Genomic DNA, 18,475 nt, shown 5'->3' with positions numbered 1-18,475 from the left:
CTCAAAATCGGTCCAGCGGTTGGAAGTGCTCACTCACCAGCGGCTACCAGGCACCGAGTCTGCCCGATCAGCCGACCCGGTAGCTCCCATTAGCGGTGTGCGAGTCTCCAGAGTGAGGTCACCTCGGCGGCGCGGGCGGCGTGCAGCGGGTCCTGCTCGTCCTGCGGCCGGTTGTGCAGGGGCCGCGCGTCCAGCCGCCCGGCCACGCGCAGCCCCGCCCGCTCGAAGGCGGCCAGCAGGTCGGCCCGGGTGCGGAGCCCGAGGTGCTCGGCGAGGTCCGACAGGATGAGCCAGCCCTCGCCACCCGGCTCCAGATGCCCGGCGAGGCCGTCGAGGAAGCCGCGCAGCATTCGCCCATCGGGATCGTAAACCGCCTGGTCGAGGGGCGAGACCGGCTTGGCAGGAAGCCACGGCGGATTGCACACGATCAGCGGCGCCTGCCCGGGCGGGAACAGATCACCACGTACGACCTCCACCCGGTCGGCCAGGCCCAGGCGGGCGACGTTCTCGCCGGCGCAGTCCACGGCCCGCTGGTCATAGTCGGTGGCCACGACATGCCGTACGCCCCGCCTGGCCAGCACGGCGGCCAGCACCCCCGTGCCCGTGCCGATGTCGAACGCCAGCCGGTCGTCCGGCAGCGGCGCCTGCGCGACGAGATCGACGTACTCGCCCCTGATCGGCGAGAACACGCCGTGGTGCGGGTGGATGCGGGCGCCGAGCGCGGGGACGTACACGCCTTTACGCCGCCACTCGTGCGCCCCGATCAGGCCGAGCAGCTCCCGGAGCTGGCCCACCGCGGGCGGCGCCTCGGGGCCGTACACCTCGGCGCACGCCGCCCGCACGTCGGGCGCCCTGCGCAGCGGCACCACGTGGTCCTCGGCGAACGGGATGAGCAGCATGCCGAGCGTGCGGGCGCGCTGGGACCGGGCCTGGCGGTAGCGGTAAAAGTCGGCGCCGGGGGCGGCGGGCTTGCACCGGCGTCCCATGGCCGCCAGGAGCTGGCGGGCGTTCTGGAAGTCGCCCTGCCACAGCAGCGCGGTGCCCTCACAGGCCAGCCGGTACGCGGCGTCGGCCGTCATCCGGTCGTCGGCCGTGATCACGCGCTTGGGCGGCGGCACGTCCAGCGCGGAACGCCAGACCGCCGACCGTTCCTGTCCTGCCTCGGTCCAATGGATCATGGGTAGCGACCGTTTCACGTTCCGCACCCGCGCGGCCACCGGTTTTCGGGTGTTGCTGTCAATCACCACCGTACGCCTGCCGCGTCGATCGTGCCGCAACCGCCACGACCGCCCGGCTACCGGGGGTTGGCGTTCTGGTGTGCCAGGTAGAGCTGGCCGAGGCGGTCGATGCGCCAGAGCTGGCCGATCGTGATCAGCGTGGCGCCGAAGACCGTAGGCCAAAGCTCCAGGGCGATCAGCCCCCAGATGAGCAGGGCGAAGCCCGTCGCGCCGACCGCGACGAGCAGCCGCTGCACGCTCCGGTGGTCGCCGGTGACGAGCGACCGGTCCCGCAGCCACAGCTTCTCGCCGTAGATGCCCCTGGCCGTCCAGCTGTCGGGCTGCTCGACGGCCGGGAAGACGTGCGGGTTGAGTGCCAGCCAGACGACCACCAGGCCTACCGGGACCAGGGCCCACCAGCCGATCCACTCCCTGCTCCAGATCGCCGCGATCATCATCGGGATGGCCGCGAACCGGGTCCAGACGCTCCACGGGTTGGCGTGGCGCTTCCACGCCTCGTCCGTCATCCCGGCCGCCTGCGCGTACTTCTTCAGAACACTCATGCGACGAGCCCCCTTGCCAGCGCGTTGATGGTGGCCTCGACCACTTGGTCGTGGTCCGGCCCGAACCTGTCGCGGTTGAGCACCAGCAGCCCGGCCGTGCGCAGCACGCCGACCAGCACCTCCGGCGGGGCGTCCGCGACGATGACGCCGTCGGCCTGCCCCTGAGCGAGGTAGTCGACCAGCGGCGTCAGCAAGTGAGGGGTGACGCGGGCGATCTCCTCCGTGCCGACCCTGCGCGCCACCGCCTCCAGCTCGTCGGGACGGGTGAGCAGCCGCCGGTAGAACGGGTCGGTGGTGAGCACCTCGATCATCTCCCGCATGAGGGCGGCGAGGGCCTCGGCGCTGGGCGGCCGGTTCAGGGCGGCGGCGAGCCGCCGGCCGAGCATCGGCGCCCTGCGGATCATCACCTCCTTGTACAGCTCCTCCTTGGAGTCGAAGAACGCGTAGAAGCTGCCCTTGGCGATGCCCGAGGCGGCGACCAGCTCATCGAGCGAGGTCTTCTTCAGGCCCTGGGTGGCGAAGAGCTCTTCGGCGGCGTCGAGCAGGGACTCGGTGATGCGCGCCCGGTCCTCCGCCGTGAATGCCACAGCCATGTGTATCCCTATGACTGGATCGGATATTGAGTCATAGCATAGCACTCCCGCCCAAATCGAATATGTGTTCGTATAATGGTTGGTATGGATGTGAACACGCGGGATCTGCCCGAGCTCTGGCGGCCGCCCATCGTGGAGCACGCCGCGTCGGCGCGCTACCTGCTGGCCTGGGGTGATGACACCGAAGGGGTGCGGTGGGGCTATCTGCTCTGGCCGCCGCGGGCGGATGAAGGCGCGCGGTGGGTGCACTGGGAGGAGATTCACCCGGTCATGGGGGAGGACTACAGTGCGGTTCCGGTCGCGGGGCCGTGGATCTGACGGTGCAGCGGAGCCGGACGGGCTGACGGGCGGCGGAAAGGGTGCTGGCTCACGGTCATCGCAGTGCCTGCAATGCGTTGCGACGCGGTTGCCTCCGCGCCGAGCTGTTCGACCTGGGCGTGGCGGCGAGCGCCGCCACGTCGGGAGGCGCCACGGTGGGAGAGCCGCCGGAAGACGCGCGGGCGGTCCTGTCGTTCACGGTGGCGGGCTGGTCGTCGCGCTGGCCGGTACGGAGCTGCTCGGCGCCATCGTGAACGCGGTGACCGCCTGGCTCACCCGCAACCAGCACCGGGGCGGCCTGCGCGGGTGCCGCGGCCTACGTGGACAGGGACACTAGATGGGTGGGTTGAAGCGGTGGTAGCCGGGAGCGGTCCAGCCGGCTGACACCGTGTCGGCCAGGTGCGCGTACTCGTCCAGCTCGAAACGGACCACCCGCCGCTCCCCCCACTCCACCCGGGCCCGGCCGGTGAGGTGCAGCGTCTCCCCGCGCTCCCAGTCCACGAAGAGCAGCCCGGCCGCCGGGTCCAGCTCCAGGTTCCCGAGCGTCATGTACATCGAGTTGCCCTGGTAGTCGAGGAACGCCAGCGAGCGCGCCCCCGTGACCTGGACGAACCCCGGGTTGCCGCCTCGGTGTGACACGTCCGCCCCGAGCCCGTCGGCCCGCGTGGCGATGAAGAACGTGTCCGCCTCCGCGATCCACCTCCGGTGCCGGTCCGACAGCGAGGTCCCGCGCCCCAAGGCCCCGGGGGTGCCCGGAGCGGAGGTGGGGGAGCGGGTCTGGATGTACTTGGGGCAGTTCGAGTAGACCTGCTCCGTCCGCACCACCAGAGTCTCGCCGGCCTGTACGGCGGTGCCGTTCACGCGCATCCTGCGCCGCGTGTGCGGCTCGATGGCCAGCAGGCCGATGTCCCGCTCCCGCGCGAACAGCCCGTGAAGGGGATCGGCGGCGTCCGGCGCGGCGTGCAGCACGATCGTCCGGTCGTCCGACGGCGACGCGAAGCCCGTGGGACCCGTCAGCACGGTGGCCCAGGCGCGCCCGCCGTCGTCGGCCGCGCCCACCACGATCATGTGCTGGTTCCGCAGGAACTCGGCCGCCACCTCCGGAATCTGCGGGCGCGTCCGCGAGCTGCCGTGGTCCTCCGCCCGCACCCCCGCCCGCCGCTGTACGGCTACCTCTCCTGGGTGCCTCATTAGAAGAAACCGCAGGTCGGAGCGTCGGAGGCGGGCGCGGGGCGGTCGCCGGCGCCGTCCGGGGAGAAGATCTCCAGCCGGATGCCGTCGGGGTCCTCGAAGAACACGCCGCCCGACGAGGCGCCCTCGCGGTGCGGCACGATGCCGTCGTGGCGCAGGGTGGCGCCGATCTCCCTGATCACCGTCTCCGCGCGCCGTACCGCGTCGAGGTCCGCCACCTGGAACGACAGGTGATGCAGCCCTGGCAGGGCGGTGGCGAAGCGGCCCTCGCTCTGCTGCCAGAGCGTCAGCACCAGCGTCCCGTCCTGCGTCAGGAACGCGTACCGGCGGCCGTCCTCGTGCGACTCGCCCGACACCGTGAACCCGAAGACGCGCGTGTAGAACTCCTTGGACTTGTCGAGATCGGTGACGTTGAGCCCGATGTGTCCGGTCTGGAAGGACATCCCACTCTCCTCTAACGCATGCATGACTGTCTTGCCGTTAGGTCCAGAGCATATAACGGCAAGACGGCATTGCAAACGTTAGATTTTCCGGTGCTCCTTGTAGTGCCTGGCCGCTCGGGCGCGGTTGCCGCAGGCTGTCGAGCACCACTGCTGGCGTGGGTGCTCCTTGAGGAAATAGAGCACGCAGCGCGGCGCCTGGCAGGTGCGGAGCAGGGCACGCTCCGGCCCCGCGAGGAACTCGACGGCCGCCGTGGCGAGCCTGGCGCGCAGCCGGGTGCCCGGGTCGGTCTCGATGGCCGGCGCGGTGACGAGGGTGGGCTCGCCGTTCCAGCGCAGCTGGGGCGCGGTGGGTGCGGCCAGGGCGGTGGCGTTGACGAGGGCCAGTGACTCCTCGAACCCGGGCAGGCTGGACGCGTCGGCGCGGCTCGGCGGCTCCGGCGCCACGGCCCTGGCGAGCAGCGCGCGTACGGCCTGCCGCAGGCGCACCGTCTCCTGTCGCAGCTCCTCGGTGACGGCAAGGTCGCCCAGGTCGGCCGCGTGCGTACGCGTCCAGGCCGTCAGGCCGTCCACATCGGACAGCTTGTCGATCAGTCCGGACCGCTCGGCCCTGATCGTGCTGACGAAATCGAGGGTCAGGGACACCCCCTCAATCTAGCCGGGGGGCAACGGCCGCCTGACGGCCGCGGGCTGGAGGCGGCGGCCTAGCTGGGGCGGCGGCCGACCCCGGCCAGGATGCCGCCTCTGGAGAGGTCGTACGAGCCGCCGGGCGCGGCGTCCGGCGTCCAGTCGGCCACCGGCACCACGCCCGGGCCGAGCAGCTCCAGGCCGTCGAAGAAGGAGGCGATCTCGTCGTAGCCGCGCCGCGCCAGGCCGCCCGAGGTCGTGCCGGAGTAGACCTGCTGACCGGCGGTGGCGACATCGTCCATGTCGTGGCCCGCGTACAGGAGGTGCGACAGCACCAGATGGCCCCCGGGCCGCAGGCGCTCGCGGATGCGCGCGGCGATCCGGTCGGCCTCGGCGTTGTCGGGGATGAAGTGCAGCACCGCGACCAGCAGGACGGCGTACGGCTGGGAGAGGTCGAGATGCTTGGAGACGCGTGGGTCGTCCAGGATGGCGTCAGGGTCCTTGAGGTCGCCCTCGATCGCCAGGACGTCCGGGTCTCTGGCCAGCAGCGCGCGGGCGTGGATCAGCACGATGGGGTCGTTGTCCACGTAGACGACGCGGGAGCCGGGGGCGTGCCGCTGGGCCACCTGGTGCACGTTGTCCTGGGTGGGCAGGCCCGCGCCGATGTCGATGAACTGGCGCACCCCGGCCTCGGCGAGCATGCGTACGGCGCGGCCGATGAAGGCGCGGTTGGCCGTGGCGATCTCGCGGGCGTCGTTGCCCATCCTGCGGCCGATCTCCATCATCTTCTCGGCCGCCTCGCGGTCGGCGGCGAAGTTGTCCCGGCCGCCGAGGTAGTAGTCGTACATGCGGGCGACGCTGGGCACGTCCGGGTTGATCCCCGCGGGTAAGTGGTCCGCGTCGGCCATGTGACGACCCCTCCTTGTCGATCTTCTTCTTGCGGCGATTCTAGGGGGAAATGTGGCTTTTGCTGTAAGAAACCTCAGGACCGGCGGAACGTATGCCGATACGCCAGCGGCGAAACCCCGACGGCGGCATGCAGGTGCTGGCGGAGCGAGACCACCGTCCCGAACCCCGCCTTCCTGGCCACCTCCTCCACGCCCAGGTCCGTCGTCTCCAGCAGGTGCCTGGCGTGCTGGACCCGCTGCCCGTTCAGCCATCTGGCCGGGCTCATGCCGGTCTCGTCGCGGAAGCGCCGGGTGAACGTGCGCACGCTCATCCTCGCGTGCTCGGCCAGCGCGGCCAGGTCGAGCGGGCGGTCCAGGTGGGCCAGCATCCAGTCGCGTGTGGCCGCCGTGCCGCCGCCCGCGTACGGCAGGTGCCGGTCGATGTACTGGGCCTGGCCGCCCTCCCGCCACGGCGGCATGACGCAGCGGCGGGCCGCCCGGTTGGCCACCTCGCTGCCGTGGTCGCGTCTGACCACGTGCAGGCACAGGTCCATCCCGGCGGCCACCCCGGCCGAGGTCAGCACGTCGCCGTCGTCCACGAACAGCACGTCCGGATCCAGCTTGACCTGCGGGAACAGCCGGGCGAAGAGCTCGGCGTCACGCCAGTGCGTGGTGGCCGGACGGCCGTCGAGCAGCCCCGCCGCCGCCAGCACGAACGCCCCGGTGCAGATCGACATCGTACGAGGCCGCCCCTGCAGCGCCTCGGCCAGCGCGGGGGAGACCGTGCCGTACCGCATCGCCCGTCCCGCGTGGATGCCGGGCACCACGACCGTGTCGGCGGTGTCGAGCACGTCGAGGTCGTGGTCGGGCAGCACGCTGTAGCCCGCCGAACAGCGGACCGGCATGCGCCCCTCCGAGCAGGTCACCACCTCGTACAGCTTCTCGCCGCCCGCCGTCTCGGCCACACCGAACACCTGTCCGGGCACGCCGAGGTCGAGCGGGGCGAAGTGATCGAGCGCGACGACGACGATCCGGTGAGTCATGGCCGGATTCTTTCACATATTGGCTATCCGGCCACTCGTGGCCACGGGTAGGGATAAAGCAGGATTGGCGCATGACGTCGAGCACCACCACCCCCACGCGCGGCCGCGTGCACCGCGCCTGGTTCGTCGCGGCCGTCGCCTTCGTGGCGATCCTGGGCGCGGCCGGGTTCCGCGCCACCCCCGGCGTGCTGATCACCCCGCTCCAGGAGGAGTTCGGCTGGTCGGCCGGCACCATCTCGCTGGCCGTCTCGATCAACCTGGTGCTCTACGGTCTGACCGCCCCCTTCGCCGCCGCCCTGATGGACCGCTTCGGCATGCGCCGGGTGGTCGCCGTCGCGCTGCTGCTGATCGCCGTGGGCAGCGGCCTCACCGTCCTGATGACCGCGAGCTGGCACCTCCTGCTGTTCTGGGGCGTGCTGGTCGGGCTGGGGACGGGCTCGATGGCGCTGGTGTTCGCCGCGACCGTGGTGGACCGCTGGTTCGTACGGCACCGCGGGCTGGTCACCGGCGTGCTCACCGCGGCCGGCGCCACGGGACAGCTCATCTTCCTGCCGGTTCTCGCCCAGCTCGCCCAGGGGCCCGGGTGGCGCTTCGCCTCGCTGACCGTGGCCGGGGCGGCGCTGGCCGTGGTGCCGTTCGTGTGGTGGCTGCTGCGCGACCGTCCCGAGGACGTGGGCACGACGGCGCTCGGCGCGGAGCCGGGTGCCGTCCGTGCAGCGCCCAGCACGGTGAACGCCGCCGTCAGGGCGGTCACCGTGCTCGCCTCGGCGGTGCGGACGCGGCCGTTCTGGCTGCTCGCGGGCGGCTTCGCGATCTGCGGGGCCAGCACGAACGGCCTGGTCGGCACCCACTTCATCCCGGCCGCGCACGACCACGGCATGGCCGAGCCCGTCGCGGCCGGCCTGCTGGCGATCATCGGGATCTTCGACATCGCGGGCACGATCGCCTCCGGCTGGCTCAGCGACAAGATCGACCCCAAGGTGCTGCTGGGCGTCTACTACGCGCTGCGCGGGCTCTCCCTGATGGTGCTGCCGAGCCTGTTCGCGGCCACGACCGAGCCCAGCATGCTGATCTTCATCGTGTTCTACGGGCTGGACTGGGTGGCCACCGTGCCGCCCACCGTGGCGCTGTGTCGGCGGATCTACGGGGCCGACGGTGCTGTGGTGTTCGGGTGGGTGTTCGGCTCGCACCAGGTCGGCGCCGCGTTCGCCGCCGTGGGCGCCGGACTCACCCGCGACCACCTGGGCGCCTACGACCTCGCCTGGTACGGCGCCGGCGCTCTGTGCCTCCTGGCCGCAGGCATGTCCGTGGCCATCGGGCATGCTAGAGGGCGATGAACTCCGAGAACTCTGAGCTGTATGTCCTGCCGCTGGTCGTCAGGATCGAGAGGGCCGCTCCCCCCGAGCGGACGGATGCCCTGGAAGCGGCCGCCATGGCCGTGCTGAGCCTGCTGGACGCCGCGGGGGAGTGGGCCGCCGAGCTGCACGCCTGGCAGTCCACCGGCAAGATCCGCAAGGTGGTGCGCCGGGCCAGGGGCGCCGAGTGGCGCAGGGCGGTCGCGCTGCCGGGGCGCACCGTCGAGCACCGCACGGCCGAGGTACGCGTGCACCCGCCCGTGCCGCTCGACGGCTGGCCACGTGACCTCGCGCGGCTGCAGGTGGGCGGCACCGAGCTGAGCGACACCGCCGATCCGCCGTCCGCCGAGCCCCCGATCCTCTGGGCCAACCCCGAGCTCGCCATGTCCGCGGGCAAGGCCATGGCGCAGGCCGGGCACGCCGCCCAGCTCGCCTGGTGGGCCAGCGACGCGGCCGAGCGGGACGCCTGGCGCGCCCGCGGCCTCGCGGTCTCCGTGCGGACGGCGGCCTCGCAGGGCGACTTCGACGCGATGGTCGCCGAGGGGCTGCCGGTAGTGCGCGACGCCGGGTTCACGGAGATCGAGCCGGGCTCGTGCACGTTCGTGGCGGACGCGCCCTGGCTCAAGGGGCGCGTCGCTAGATCGTGAAGACGTCCGCCAGCACGCCGCCCGCCGGGGTGATCCGCGCGGGCGACGGGCTGTCGTACACGACCATGAGCCGGCCGTCGGCCAGCCGTACCAGCCCCTCGGGGTGGTCGCACCCCAGACCGTAGGGCAGCTCGAGCACCGCCTCCAGCTCGTCCTCGGGTACGACCTCCTGCCGCTTGGGGCCGGGCCGCCAGCGCACGACACGTACGGGACCGTCGAGGACCATGGTCGGCCCGGCGAGCACCAGCAGCGAGTCGCCGTCCGGGCACAGGTCCCGCACGCCGAGCCCGCCCAGGCCCAGGAAGTGCTTGCGGTACGGCTCACGCAGCCGCATCCGTCCCTTGCCCGCGTCCTCGAGCCGCAGCTCCAGCACCACCGCCCAGCCCCGTAACACGGGACCGCGGAGCCCGATGTAGACCCGCTCGGACACGACGGCGATGCCCTCGATGTCGAGCCCGTTGTCCTTGCCGGGCAGCGCCAGGAACGGCGCCAGATGCCGGTCGTCGCGCAGATGCCTGGTCAGCGCCTCCTTGCCTGACAGGACCGTTCCAGGGCCGGGCGTCTCGCCGTGGAGCGGCAGGCGTACCAGGATGAAGCGGTTCTCCTCCCTGACCACCGTGGCCAGCCGGTCGGCGGCCTTGCCCAGGTCCTTCGACCTGACCCTCCTGCGCTTGAGGCTGTGCGAGCCGACCAGCCAGAGATGGCCGTCCGCCCGGGCCAGGCCCTCGATGTCGGCCTCGTCCTCGGGGCCGGCGGGCAGGCTGACGTAGTCGGCCAGGCGGAACGTGCGCTGCTCGCCGTAGTGGTCGCCCGTCCACGTCAGATGCTCGAAGGTGGCGGTCTCGTCGCCGGCCACCCAGAGGCCGGTTGAGCTCTGCCGGATCGCCGAGAGGTTCGTGTGGGTCTGGGACGCTCGCGAGGCGTGGTCGAATCGCAGCTCAACCTGGTGCACGAAGCCATGATTGCACTTCGGTAGCTTCTAGGACGCGATGGCGGGATATGTCGTACGCTCCGCTCGTGCTCGATGGGGAAGAAGAGATCAAGGGTTCCCGAGTGAGGACCGAAGTGCGACCGGGAATCCCTGCTTCTCCGCCCAAACGCTCCCGCATCGGAGATATCCGGATGCGGGTGGTGTACCGGGGGCTCGCCGTGGTCGGCGCAGTCGCGGCCGTGGCCGTGACGCTGGTCGCGGTGCTCCCGTCAGGGCCGGACGAGGTCGCGGCGGGGCCGGTCACCGCGCCGCCGGCCGCACCGTCCTCGTCCGGTCCCGCACCGTCTGCGTCCGGTCCCGCACCGTCTGCGTCCGGTCCCGCACCGTCTGCGTCCGGTCCCGCACCCTCCCCTGCCGCCACCGTCACGAGCACGCCCTCTCCCGGTCCGTCGCTCGCGCCTGGGTACACGGCCATGGAGGCCCTGTACGCCGACCGGCGCGTGCCCAGGCTGACGCGCAAGGTCAAGCGGGCGGCCCTCCCCAAGCCGCCGCGCCGGGTCGTCAAGGACGCGCGTACGGGGCTGGCCGTGCCGGACATGCCCAAGCCGTGGAAGACGTACGGCGCGGCGCCGTTCACCACCAAGCAGGTGCTGCCCGGGAAGCACCGCGCCGGCCTGCGTGGGATGTTCGTCACCTGCCCGCTCCCGATCATGCGGCAGAAGTCGGCGCGCGACACGGCGCTGCTGGCCGCCCGCTGGACGCTCAACCACCACCCCCAGGGCGCCCGGATCACGTGGCTCGCCTCACAGCCGGTCAAACACGGCTGGATGCTGATTTATCGGGTCAAATACGGAAAACACCAGTCTCGTGCCGCCGTGGTGGTGATGGACGGGGGAATGAGCAAGCCGGGTCTGGCGTTCGTCACAGTGCCTGACTCGCAGCGCAAGCAGTGGCGGGACATCGGCCGCGTGGTCGCCGGGGTGCGTGTTCTAGGCTAGAAAGATCATGTATGCGGCGATGTGGGGAGTGACGCCGTGGAACGCTCTGGAACGCCGCAGGCGCCGAAGAACGGCAAGGGCAAACCGCCCTGGCGCTCGGAGGGCCTGCCCGGCACGCCCGGAGGCCGGCCCAAGATCAACTGGTGGCGATTCGTCGTCACCTTGCTCGTGGTGTACGCGGGCTTCTTCTTGGTGTCCTCCTTCGTCGACAGCGGGTCCGTCGAGACGATCTCGTACACCGAGTTCACCAAGCAGGTGAACGCCAAGAACGTCAAGGACATCTACGCCCAGGGCCTGTCGGTCGAGGGCGACCTGAGGTCGGCGGCGAAGAACCCGGAGAGCAGCTCCACCTACACCAAGTTCGCGACCGAGATCCCGGCATTCGCCAACACCGACCAGCTCGACCAGCAGCTCACCACCGGCCAGGTCGAGATCACCTCCAAGCCGCTCACCCGCGGCTTCTTCTCCAACCTGCTGCTGTCGCTGCTGCCCGTGCTGCTGCTGGCCGGGTTGTGGATCTGGGTCATGCGCCGCGGCGCCAGCCTGATGGGCGGCGGCCTCGGCGGGATCGGCAAGTCCAAGGCGGCCAAGCCGGTCGAGGCGGGGAAGGTGCGGGTCACGTTCGACGACGTCGCCGGCATCGACGAGGTCGAGAACGAGCTCGTCGAGATCGTCGACTACCTCAAGGACCCCGGCAAATACCGCAGGCTCGGCGCGAAGCTGCCCAAGGGCGTGCTGCTCGCCGGCCCTCCCGGCACCGGCAAGACGCTGCTGGCCAGGGCGGTCGCGGGTGAGGCCAAGGTGCCGTTCTTCTCGGCCAGCGCCTCGGAGTTCATCGAGATGATCGTCGGCGTGGGCGCCTCGCGGGTGCGCGACCTCTTCGAGGAGGCGCGGAAGGTGGCGCCGTCGATCGTGTTCATCGACGAGATCGACGCCATCGGCCGGGCCCGCGGCGGGGCCGGCGGCCTCGGCGGCCACGACGAGCGCGAGCAGACGCTCAACCAGATCCTCACCGAGATGGACGGCTTCTCGGGCGCCGAGGGCGTGATCGTCATCGGGGCCACCAACCGTCCCGAGGTCCTCGACCCCGCGCTGCTGCGTCCGGGCCGCTTCGACCGTACGGTCCAGGTGGGCCTGCCGGACGCGGCGGGACGTACCGCGATCCTGGCGGTGCACACGCGCAGCGTGCCGCTGGACGGGGAGGTCAGCCTCGACCAGCTCGCCAAGACCACCCCCGGCATGACCGGCGCCGACCTCGCCAACCTCGTCAACGAGGCCGCCCTGCTCGCCGCCAAGCGCGGCAGGGAGAAGGTCGCGACGTCCGACTTCGCCGACGCGCTGGAGAAGCTGCAGCTCGGCGCGGCCCGCAGCATCGTGATGCCGGAGGAGGAGCGCACCAGGACCGCCTTCCACGAGGCCGGCCACGCGCTGCTCGGCATGCTCCAGCCGGGCGCCGACCCGGTCAGGAAGATCTCGATCATCCCGCGTGGGCGGGCGCTCGGGGTCACGCTGTCCACCCCCGACACCGACCGGTACGCGTACGACGAGCAGTACCTGCGCGGGCGCATCACCGGAGCGCTCGGCGGGATGGCGGCCGAGCAGGTCGTGTTCGGCGTCATCACCACGGGCGCCGAGAACGACCTGGAGCAGGTGACCATGATCGCCAGGGGCATGGTCGGCCGCTGGGGCATGTCGGGGAAGGTCGGCCCGCTGACCATCCTGCCCAACGACGGCCAGCAGCCGCAGGCCTCGCCCGCGACGCTCGCCACCGTGGACGAGGAGGCGCGGCGGATCGTGGACGAGTGCTACGAGCGCGCGATCCAGATCCTTACCGACAACCGCGACAAGCTCGACGCCATCGTGGCGGCCCTGCTCGAGCACGAGACGCTCGACGAGGCCAGCGCGTACGCGGCGGCGGGCCTGATCAGCTCCGCGTCCGCGCCGGAGGTCCAGCCTGCGGGCTTTTCCGAGAATTAGCGCAAATCGGGCGTTGGCTCGGTCCTGATCGGGGAACCCTCCCGGACAACGTCGGGGGTCCGACGATCGAGGGGCTAGCGAGCGGGGGGACTGTCGTGACGCTGACGGACGAGCTCCTCGCCGGGCTCGGGGACCCAGGGCTGGAGCAGATCGCCGGAATGCTCGGCACGGGAACGACCACGGCCCGCGACGTGGTCCAGGCCGTGTCGGGCGTCATCATCGGGGGCATGGCCGCCAACACCCGGTACCTGGACGGGGCCGAGGCGCTGCGCGGGGCGCTCGACGACCACGTCGACACCGACCCGTTCAGCGGCGACGTGGCCTCGCTGACCCGCGACGGGCAGAGCATCCTCGGCCACGTGCTGGGCGGGGAGGGGACGGAGCAGGCCGCGGACGGGTTGGCGCGGTTCGCCGGGCTCGACCCGGGGAACGTCCTGAAGCTGCTGCCGCTGATCGCCCCCATGATCATGTCCCTGCTCGCCGACCGGGCCGCGAGCCGCGACCTGGACGCGGACGCCCTGGCCGACGACCTGAACAGGGAGCGGGCGACCGTACCCGACGATCTGGGCGAACTGCTCAACGGGCTGCTGAGCACCATCTTCGGCGGCGGCGTGCCGCAGCAGGGCGGGCCGTACGAGCCCGGTCCGCGCGCGGGCGGGCACGGGGCGCCGGACGGTCACGAGCTGGCCCCGGGCAGCACCAACTCGGACTGGTGACGTAGCTCCCCTGGTCGCCGGTAGGCTGGTCGCGTGATCGTTCTGGCCTCAGCCTCCCCCGCACGCCTGACCCTCCTCCGCAGTGCCGGCCTCGACCCCAAGGTGATCGTCAGCGGCGTCGACGAGGAGTCCTTCTCCGCGCACACCCCGGCGGCCCTCAGCCTGGCGCTGGCCAAGGCCAAGGCGGAAGCGGTCGCGAGCGGGCTGGACGAGGGCCTGGTGATCGGCTGCGACTCGATCCTGGAGCTCGACGGCCGCCCGTACGGCAAGCCCGCCACACAGGAGGAGGCCACCGAGCGGTGGCGGCTCATGCGGGGACGCACGGGTCGCCTGGTGACGGGCCACTGCGTGATAGACGTCGCCGCCGGCAGGCAGGCGGCCGAGGTGGCCACCACCGTGGTGCGCTTCGGCCGGCCGTCCGACGAGGAGATCGCCGCGTACGTCGCCACGGGCGAGCCGCTCGGCGTGGCGGGGGCCTTCACCCTCGACGGCCGCGGCGGGTGGTTCGTGGAGGGCATCGAGGGCGACCACGGCAACGTGCTCGGCATCTCGCTGCCGCTCGTGCGAGAGCTGTTCGAGGAGCTGGGCTACGCGGTGACGTCCTTCTGGCGTTAGCCTGCCGGGCATGCGATCAGTGCGCGAATTCACGTCCGGCGTCGGCTTCTTCTTCCAGGGGTTGGGGTGGGTCGCCAGGAACGGGCGGTGGTGGCTGTTCGGGTTGATTCCGGCGCTGATCGCGTTCTCCGTGTACGTGGCGGCGCTGATCTTCCTCGGCAACAACGCCACCGAGGTGGCCACGTTCCTGACGCCGTTCGCGGATTCGTGGAGCTGGCGGGAGCTGTTCCGTACGGTGGTGGGGATCGCCCTGTTCCTCGGCGGGCTGGCGCTGGCGGTGCTGACGTTCACGGCGCTCACCTTGACGATCGGGGAGCCGTTCTACGAGCGGTTGTCGGCTGCGGTGGACGTGCTGGAGTCGGCGGAGGAGCAGCCGTGGTGGCGTACGTTGCCGCGCTCCATCAGGGACAGCCTGGTCACGCTGTTCTACGTGCTGCTCTTCACTGTGCCGCTGTTTTTCCTGGGGTTCTTGCCCGTGGTGGGGCAGACGGTGGTGCCGGTGCTCGGAGCCCTCGTGTCCGGATTTTTCCTGACAGTGGAGCTCACCACGCTGGCCCTTGAGCGCCGGGGGATGGCCCGCAAGGCCCGCTTCGCGCTGCTGCGCGCCAACAAGGCCAGTGCGCTCGGGTTCGGGGTGGCGGTGTTCCTGCTGTTCCTGGTGCCGTTCGTGGCGGTCATCGCGATGCCCGCCGCCGTCGCGGGCGCCGCCCTCCTCGTACGCACCCGCCTGGCGCCCGCGCCTTAGCCGGGGATTCGTTGTCCACAACCCCGGCCGTGCTCGTCGCCTTATCCCCAGAACGGCTTTCGGCTCGACGCGCCACCAACCCGCCCGGGCACCCTAAGGGCCCATGACGACCAACCACCCCGCCCCGTCCACCTCTGCCCCCACCTCCGACTTGGCCCCGGAGCCTTGCCTCACCCTCACCAGTCCCACCGACATCCTGGCCGCCGTCCCCTATCTCGTCGGCTTCCACCCGAAGTCCAGCCTCATCGTGATCGGCATCCACCGCCGCCAGGCCAAGGTGGTGGCCAGATGGAGTCTCCCGTTCCCGCCCGGCACCCTCGCCGCGTTGGAGCCCGCCTTTGAGCGGGAAGGCGTGACAGAGATCGTCATCGTCGGCTATGGCCCTGGAGACCTGGTCACGCCGGCCGTCGATGAGGCGAGGCTCCTCGCGGCGAAGACGGAGATCCACGTGGGCGAGGCCCTACGAGCCCACGAGGGCCGCTACTGGTCGTACCTCTGCGACCTGCCGACGTGCTGCCCCGCCGAAGGCACACCCTACGACCTGTCCACCAGCCAGATCGCCGCAGAGGCGACGGTACGCGGCCTGGTGGCCCTGCCCGACCGCGAATCCCTCGAACGCACCATCGCTCCCATGACGGGTCCCGTACGCATGGCGATGCGTCGCGCCACAGCCGACGCGGTCGCAGAATTCCGAGCCGGCCTGACGACCACCCCGGACCTCGACGCCTTCGCCACGAGCTACGTGGCAGAGAGTCTGGCCATGGTGCGATCAGCCCTGCAGACCCATGAGGAGGGCGGCCGCCTGGACGACGCGGAGGCCGCGAAGCTCGGCCTGGCGCTGGCGATCACCAGGGTCCGCGACGAGGCATGGACCCTCATGCAAGATTCCCACGGACTCCTCTGGAAGGACCTGACCCGCAGACTGGAGCCGCGCTTCACCCCACCTGCGGCATCCCTCCTGGCCATGGCCGCCTGGCGCGCGGGAAACAGCGTCCAGGCCACGATCGCCTTGGAGCGCGCCCTGACCATCGACCCCAGCTACTCGATGGCCAACCTTCTCATGCACGCCCTCCAGAATCTCCTCTCGCCGGCCATCCTCCGGGACCGCCTCCCCACCCCGGCCGAGCTCGACGCCGCCATGGGGCCGCCTCACCCCTCCTGGCTCCTCCCCTTGGTCAACCTGCTGGACGAGGAGGATCCCCACATCCCATCCGACTGATCCGGCAAGCGCGGGCTCATCGGGGACATCCACCAGCCGGTTACAGGGTGTCTTCCTCGCGGCGGCGGCGCTCGTTGTAGGCGCGCATGCGCGGCGGATACCCAGTGAGTTGAACGTCGTACACCGGGAGGGCGAGATCGCGGGCCACCTTGTGGATCACGGCGGGCGAGCCGACCCTGCGCCTGGTCCACTCGCCGTCGTCGGCGACCGCCACAGCGGTCGTGTCAGTGGCGAAGGTCTCTGGTTCGACATAGAACTCGACGCCGCGCCGCGAACGGGCGAAGGCGATGAGCGCTTCGATGTCGGCGTCTGTCGCCTCGCGGTCGAACTTCGCGACCTTAGGGCCGCGCAGCCGACGAATGCCGTAGCGGTCTCGCCATCTCATGAATCCTTTTTATACCGTCTGGAGCCGCTGCGCGTCGGGGATGATCTAGGGGACACCTCCGGGATTTTCCCGATAGCACTGAGGGTTCCGGCAGCGCACCATGAGAGGTGAGTATTCGATGCACTAGGGAGAGGCATGGCGATTATGGCTGGGGTACCGAAAACCCCTGGGCCGGGAGAGGTGCCGCCAGCTCATCTGCGCGTCACCAACCAGGACCGAGAGCACGTGGTCGAGCACGTCAAGGCCGCCTACGCGGAGGGGCGGTTCGACAAGCTCGAGTTCGACGACCGGCTGGAGCGCGATGACGGCGCGCACGCACGGCGACCTGATGCCCATCATGACCGAGCTGTACGGCGCCCAAGCCGTACCCCGGCTCGCTCCACTCCCACCCCCGGTCCGCCACGAGCGCGCACCGGAGAGCAACGAACGTCTGGGCGCCGCCGTCGGTCACCTGCTGATGGTCCTGGGCATCCCGATCGCCGGCCCGCTCATCCTCCTGCTCACCGGCGGCAAGACCTCGCCCTACATCCGGAGACAGGCGGTCGAGGCGCTCAACTTCCAGATCACGGTGGTGGGGGCGACGTTCCTCCTGCCGTTCACGGTCATCGGCGTCGTCCTGGTGCCGGTCATCTGGGTGGCGGCCGTCGTCCTCTCCATCATCGGCGGCATCTCGTCCTTGACGGAAGGCAACTTCCGCTATCCCTTGACAGTCCGCATGGTCAAGTGAGAGCCACCCCACGCCATGCCAGTGTGCCATGCCCGTGCGGCCGACACACGTGTGGTCTTGAGCGGCAGGGCTTGAGGCGTTGCATGACCTGACCCGTGCCGGTGGGCTGTCAGCGGGACAGGACCTCGTACTTGACGCGCATCACTCCGGCGCCGGTGTTGCCGATGGCGGCGAAGGCGGCTTCCGAGAGGTCGAGGCAGCGGCCGCTCACGTACGGGCCGCGGTCGTTGATGCGGACCGTGACGGATTCGCCGTTGTCCGGGTTGGTGACGCGGACCTTGCTGCCCAGGGGGAGGGTCTTGTGGGCGGCGGTCATGGCCGAGGGGTCGAAGCGTTCGCCGCTCGCCGTCATCTGGCCCTCGGCGTAGTAGGAGGCGCCGCAGGTTCCGGAGGCGAGTACGCGGGTCTTCGGCTTGTGGGCCGGGGACTTCGTCGTCTTCGGGGTGGCCGTGGTGTCGGCGGCCGGCTTCGAGCGGCTCGTCACTGTTGACTTGGTGGTGTTCGGCTGGGCTGCCGCCGGCGTCTTGGTGGTCTTGGCCCCGGCTGCCGCGGGCGAATCGGTGGTCTTGGGGTCGGCTGCCGCCGGCGTCTTGGTGGTCTTGGCCCCGGCTGCCGCGGGCGAATCGGTGGTCTTGGGGTCGGCTGCCGCAGGCGACTCGGTGGTCTTCGGGCGGGCCGCCGCGGGGGGCTTGGGGGCCGGGGAAGGTGATTGGGGCGCTGCCTGGCGGGCGGCTTCGTTCAGGGGCTTGGCCTGGCGGGGAGAGAGAGCGGCCGCGGCGCGTTCGGGGGAGTCGGCGTTGCCGATGGCGGCGTATGCGGTGGTCGAGGCGGCGGCCACGACGGCGGCGCCTGCTGCGATGGCGGTCCAGCGGCGCTTGCCTGCGCTGAACTTGCGCTCCTGAGGGGATGGCTTGACGGAATGCTGACCCAAGGTAAACCACAGTCCTGGCTAGGGGATAGGGACGGGAAAGGCCGCGCCCGGTGGGGGTTGAGGGCGTATTGCGGCCGATCCGCAGGCGAGGGTGGGGTTCCCGCGCGATGGGGACGAACATATGCGACAAAGGCCAGGTAAAGGCAACTTAATGCCACATCCAGTGATATATCTCACTGGTGGTTGAAGATCGCCTATAATGCCCCGCGCAAACCGTTGATCTTCGGGAATTCGGTGAAACACGAAAGAGCGGCTTGATCGGCCGGGAGGTAATGTCACCCGGCTAATTCCGATCAAGCCGCTGATCTCCAGTGATAGTGATCTCGGAGTTCGTTGGCCATTGATGCCGG

General features: G+C 70.7%; 22 protein-coding genes and 1 pseudogene. 12 read left to right on the top strand and 11 right to left on the bottom strand.

All coding sequences use genetic code 11. The features are described 5' to 3' along the window. Positions 1 to 89 precede the first annotated feature (89 nt). From AB0H84_RS09945 to AB0H84_RS09935, 3 genes are all read right to left on the bottom strand, one after another. Positions 90 to 1,178 carry a class I SAM-dependent methyltransferase gene (locus AB0H84_RS09945; protein ID WP_357600950.1) on the bottom strand — a complete coding sequence of 363 codons (1,089 nt, stop codon included), beginning with the start codon at positions 1,176 to 1,178 and terminating at the stop codon, positions 90 to 92. A gap of 116 nt (positions 1,179 to 1,294) precedes the next feature. Then, positions 1,295 to 1,780 carry a DUF6653 family protein gene (locus AB0H84_RS09940; protein ID WP_357600947.1) on the bottom strand — a complete coding sequence of 162 codons (486 nt, stop codon included), beginning with the start codon at positions 1,778 to 1,780 and terminating at the stop codon, positions 1,295 to 1,297. Continuing rightward, positions 1,777 to 2,373: a TetR/AcrR family transcriptional regulator gene (locus AB0H84_RS09935; protein WP_357600944.1), complete on the bottom strand. Its 597-nt coding sequence runs from the start codon at positions 2,371 to 2,373 to the stop codon at positions 1,777 to 1,779. The genes AB0H84_RS09940 and AB0H84_RS09935 overlap by 4 nt, the downstream gene beginning before the upstream one ends. A gap of 84 nt (positions 2,374 to 2,457) precedes the next feature. On the opposite strand from AB0H84_RS09935, the gene AB0H84_RS09930 reads away from it, so the two are divergent. Together AB0H84_RS09930 and AB0H84_RS09925 are read left to right on the top strand one after the other, a co-directional pair. Then, positions 2,458 to 2,691 carry a hypothetical protein gene (locus tag AB0H84_RS09930; RefSeq protein ID WP_357600941.1) on the top strand — a complete coding sequence of 78 codons (234 nt, stop codon included), beginning with the start codon at positions 2,458 to 2,460 and terminating at the stop codon, positions 2,689 to 2,691. A 77-nt stretch (positions 2,692 to 2,768) separates the two neighbouring features. Beyond that, on the top strand, positions 2,769 to 2,945 hold the full coding sequence (locus tag AB0H84_RS09925) for a hypothetical protein (protein WP_357600939.1): 177 nt from the start codon (positions 2,769 to 2,771) through the stop codon (positions 2,943 to 2,945). Positions 2,946 to 3,024: 79 nt separating this feature from the next. On the opposite strand, the gene AB0H84_RS09920 is transcribed toward AB0H84_RS09925, so the two are convergent. The 5 genes from AB0H84_RS09920 to AB0H84_RS09900 form a co-directional block, all read right to left on the bottom strand. Further along, a complete protein-coding gene (locus AB0H84_RS09920; protein ID WP_357600936.1) occupies positions 3,025 to 3,882 on the bottom strand; it encodes a pyridoxamine 5'-phosphate oxidase family protein in 858 nt (285 codons plus the stop codon). After that, positions 3,882 to 4,325 (bottom strand): VOC family protein, encoded by a 444-nt coding sequence (locus tag AB0H84_RS09915; RefSeq protein WP_357600934.1) that lies wholly within the window; start codon positions 4,323 to 4,325, stop codon positions 3,882 to 3,884. The genes AB0H84_RS09920 and AB0H84_RS09915 overlap by 1 nt, the downstream gene beginning before the upstream one ends. Before the next feature lie 78 nt (positions 4,326 to 4,403). Beyond that, positions 4,404 to 4,967, bottom strand: a complete 564-nt coding sequence (locus tag AB0H84_RS09910) for an ABATE domain-containing protein (RefSeq protein WP_357600931.1) — start codon at positions 4,965 to 4,967, stop codon at positions 4,404 to 4,406. 59 nt (positions 4,968 to 5,026) lie between these two features. After that, complete coding sequence (locus AB0H84_RS09905; protein WP_357600928.1) at positions 5,027 to 5,857, bottom strand: SAM-dependent methyltransferase; 831 nt, start codon at positions 5,855 to 5,857, stop codon at positions 5,027 to 5,029. Positions 5,858 to 5,931: 74 nt separating this feature from the next. Beyond that, the gene (locus AB0H84_RS09900) at positions 5,932 to 6,879 is read right to left on the bottom strand and encodes a helix-turn-helix domain-containing protein (RefSeq protein WP_357600925.1); all 948 of its coding nucleotides are present in this window, start codon (positions 6,877 to 6,879) and stop codon (positions 5,932 to 5,934) included. A 71-nt stretch (positions 6,880 to 6,950) separates the two neighbouring features. Here AB0H84_RS09900 and AB0H84_RS09895 point away from each other — a divergent pair, with 71 nt between their 5' ends. Both AB0H84_RS09895 and AB0H84_RS09890 read left to right on the top strand, forming a co-directional pair. Then, a complete protein-coding gene (locus AB0H84_RS09895; protein ID WP_357600922.1) occupies positions 6,951 to 8,216 on the top strand; it encodes an MFS transporter in 1,266 nt (421 codons plus the stop codon). Next, positions 8,213 to 8,881 (top strand): peptidyl-tRNA hydrolase, encoded by a 669-nt coding sequence (locus AB0H84_RS09890; RefSeq protein ID WP_357600919.1) that lies wholly within the window; start codon positions 8,213 to 8,215, stop codon positions 8,879 to 8,881. Before AB0H84_RS09895 ends, AB0H84_RS09890 begins: the two co-directional genes overlap by 4 nt. Here the strand turns inward: AB0H84_RS09890 and AB0H84_RS09885 are convergent. Further along, positions 8,871 to 9,833, bottom strand: coding sequence for a DUF3616 domain-containing protein (locus AB0H84_RS09885; protein WP_357600916.1), 963 nt, complete (start codon positions 9,831 to 9,833; stop codon positions 8,871 to 8,873). The genes AB0H84_RS09890 and AB0H84_RS09885 overlap by 11 nt on opposite strands. Positions 9,834 to 10,003: 170 nt before the next feature. Between AB0H84_RS09885 and AB0H84_RS09880 the strand changes: the two genes are divergently transcribed. The 6 genes from AB0H84_RS09880 (at position 10,004) to AB0H84_RS09855 (ending at position 16,082) form a co-directional block, all read left to right on the top strand. Further along, a complete protein-coding gene (locus tag AB0H84_RS09880) occupies positions 10,004 to 10,810 on the top strand; it encodes a hypothetical protein (protein ID WP_357600913.1) in 807 nt (268 codons plus the stop codon). Positions 10,811 to 10,846: 36 nt separating this feature from the next. After that, on the top strand, positions 10,847 to 12,787 hold the full coding sequence (gene ftsH, locus AB0H84_RS09875) for an ATP-dependent zinc metalloprotease FtsH (protein WP_357600911.1): 1,941 nt from the start codon (positions 10,847 to 10,849) through the stop codon (positions 12,785 to 12,787). Positions 12,788 to 12,882: 95 nt separating this feature from the next. Beyond that, on the top strand, positions 12,883 to 13,503 hold the full coding sequence (locus tag AB0H84_RS09870) for a DUF937 domain-containing protein (protein ID WP_357600908.1): 621 nt from the start codon (positions 12,883 to 12,885) through the stop codon (positions 13,501 to 13,503). Positions 13,504 to 13,536: 33 nt separating this feature from the next. Further along, positions 13,537 to 14,118, top strand: a complete 582-nt coding sequence (locus tag AB0H84_RS09865) for a nucleoside triphosphate pyrophosphatase (RefSeq protein ID WP_357600905.1) — start codon at positions 13,537 to 13,539, stop codon at positions 14,116 to 14,118. A 10-nt stretch (positions 14,119 to 14,128) separates the two neighbouring features. Further along, positions 14,129 to 14,863 carry an EI24 domain-containing protein gene (locus AB0H84_RS09860; protein WP_357600902.1) on the top strand — a complete coding sequence of 245 codons (735 nt, stop codon included), beginning with the start codon at positions 14,129 to 14,131 and terminating at the stop codon, positions 14,861 to 14,863. Positions 14,864 to 14,966: 103 nt separating this feature from the next. Continuing rightward, entirely contained in the window at positions 14,967 to 16,082 is a 1,116-nt protein-coding gene (locus AB0H84_RS09855) for a DUF4192 domain-containing protein (protein WP_357600899.1), read from the top strand. Positions 16,083 to 16,122: 40 nt separating this feature from the next. Here the strand turns inward: AB0H84_RS09855 and AB0H84_RS09850 are convergent, their stop codons facing one another. Continuing rightward, complete coding sequence (locus tag AB0H84_RS09850) at positions 16,123 to 16,467, bottom strand: hypothetical protein (RefSeq protein WP_344989334.1); 345 nt, start codon at positions 16,465 to 16,467, stop codon at positions 16,123 to 16,125. Positions 16,468 to 16,602: 135 nt separating this feature from the next. Here AB0H84_RS09850 and AB0H84_RS09845 point away from each other — a divergent pair. Both AB0H84_RS09845 and AB0H84_RS09840 read left to right on the top strand, forming a co-directional pair. After that, a pseudogene (locus AB0H84_RS09845) lies at positions 16,603 to 16,719 on the top strand (hypothetical protein); the annotation flags it as partial. A gap of 49 nt (positions 16,720 to 16,768) precedes the next feature. After that, the gene (locus tag AB0H84_RS09840; protein ID WP_357600897.1) at positions 16,769 to 17,194 is read left to right on the top strand and encodes a DUF4870 domain-containing protein; all 426 of its coding nucleotides are present in this window, start codon (positions 16,769 to 16,771) and stop codon (positions 17,192 to 17,194) included. A 109-nt stretch (positions 17,195 to 17,303) separates the two neighbouring features. Here AB0H84_RS09840 and AB0H84_RS09835 read toward each other — a convergent pair whose 3' ends face one another. Next, positions 17,304 to 18,125: a septal ring lytic transglycosylase RlpA family protein gene (locus tag AB0H84_RS09835; protein ID WP_357600894.1), complete on the bottom strand. Its 822-nt coding sequence runs from the start codon at positions 18,123 to 18,125 to the stop codon at positions 17,304 to 17,306. Positions 18,126 to 18,475 lie beyond the last annotated feature (350 nt).

Origin of the sequence: Nonomuraea sp. NPDC050786, from assembly GCF_040654115.1 — a bacterium.
Classification (GTDB): domain Bacteria; phylum Actinomycetota; class Actinomycetes; order Streptosporangiales; family Streptosporangiaceae; genus Nonomuraea.
Note: the sequence above shows the minus strand (reverse complement) of the source record. Positions and strands in the feature narration are given on the sequence as shown.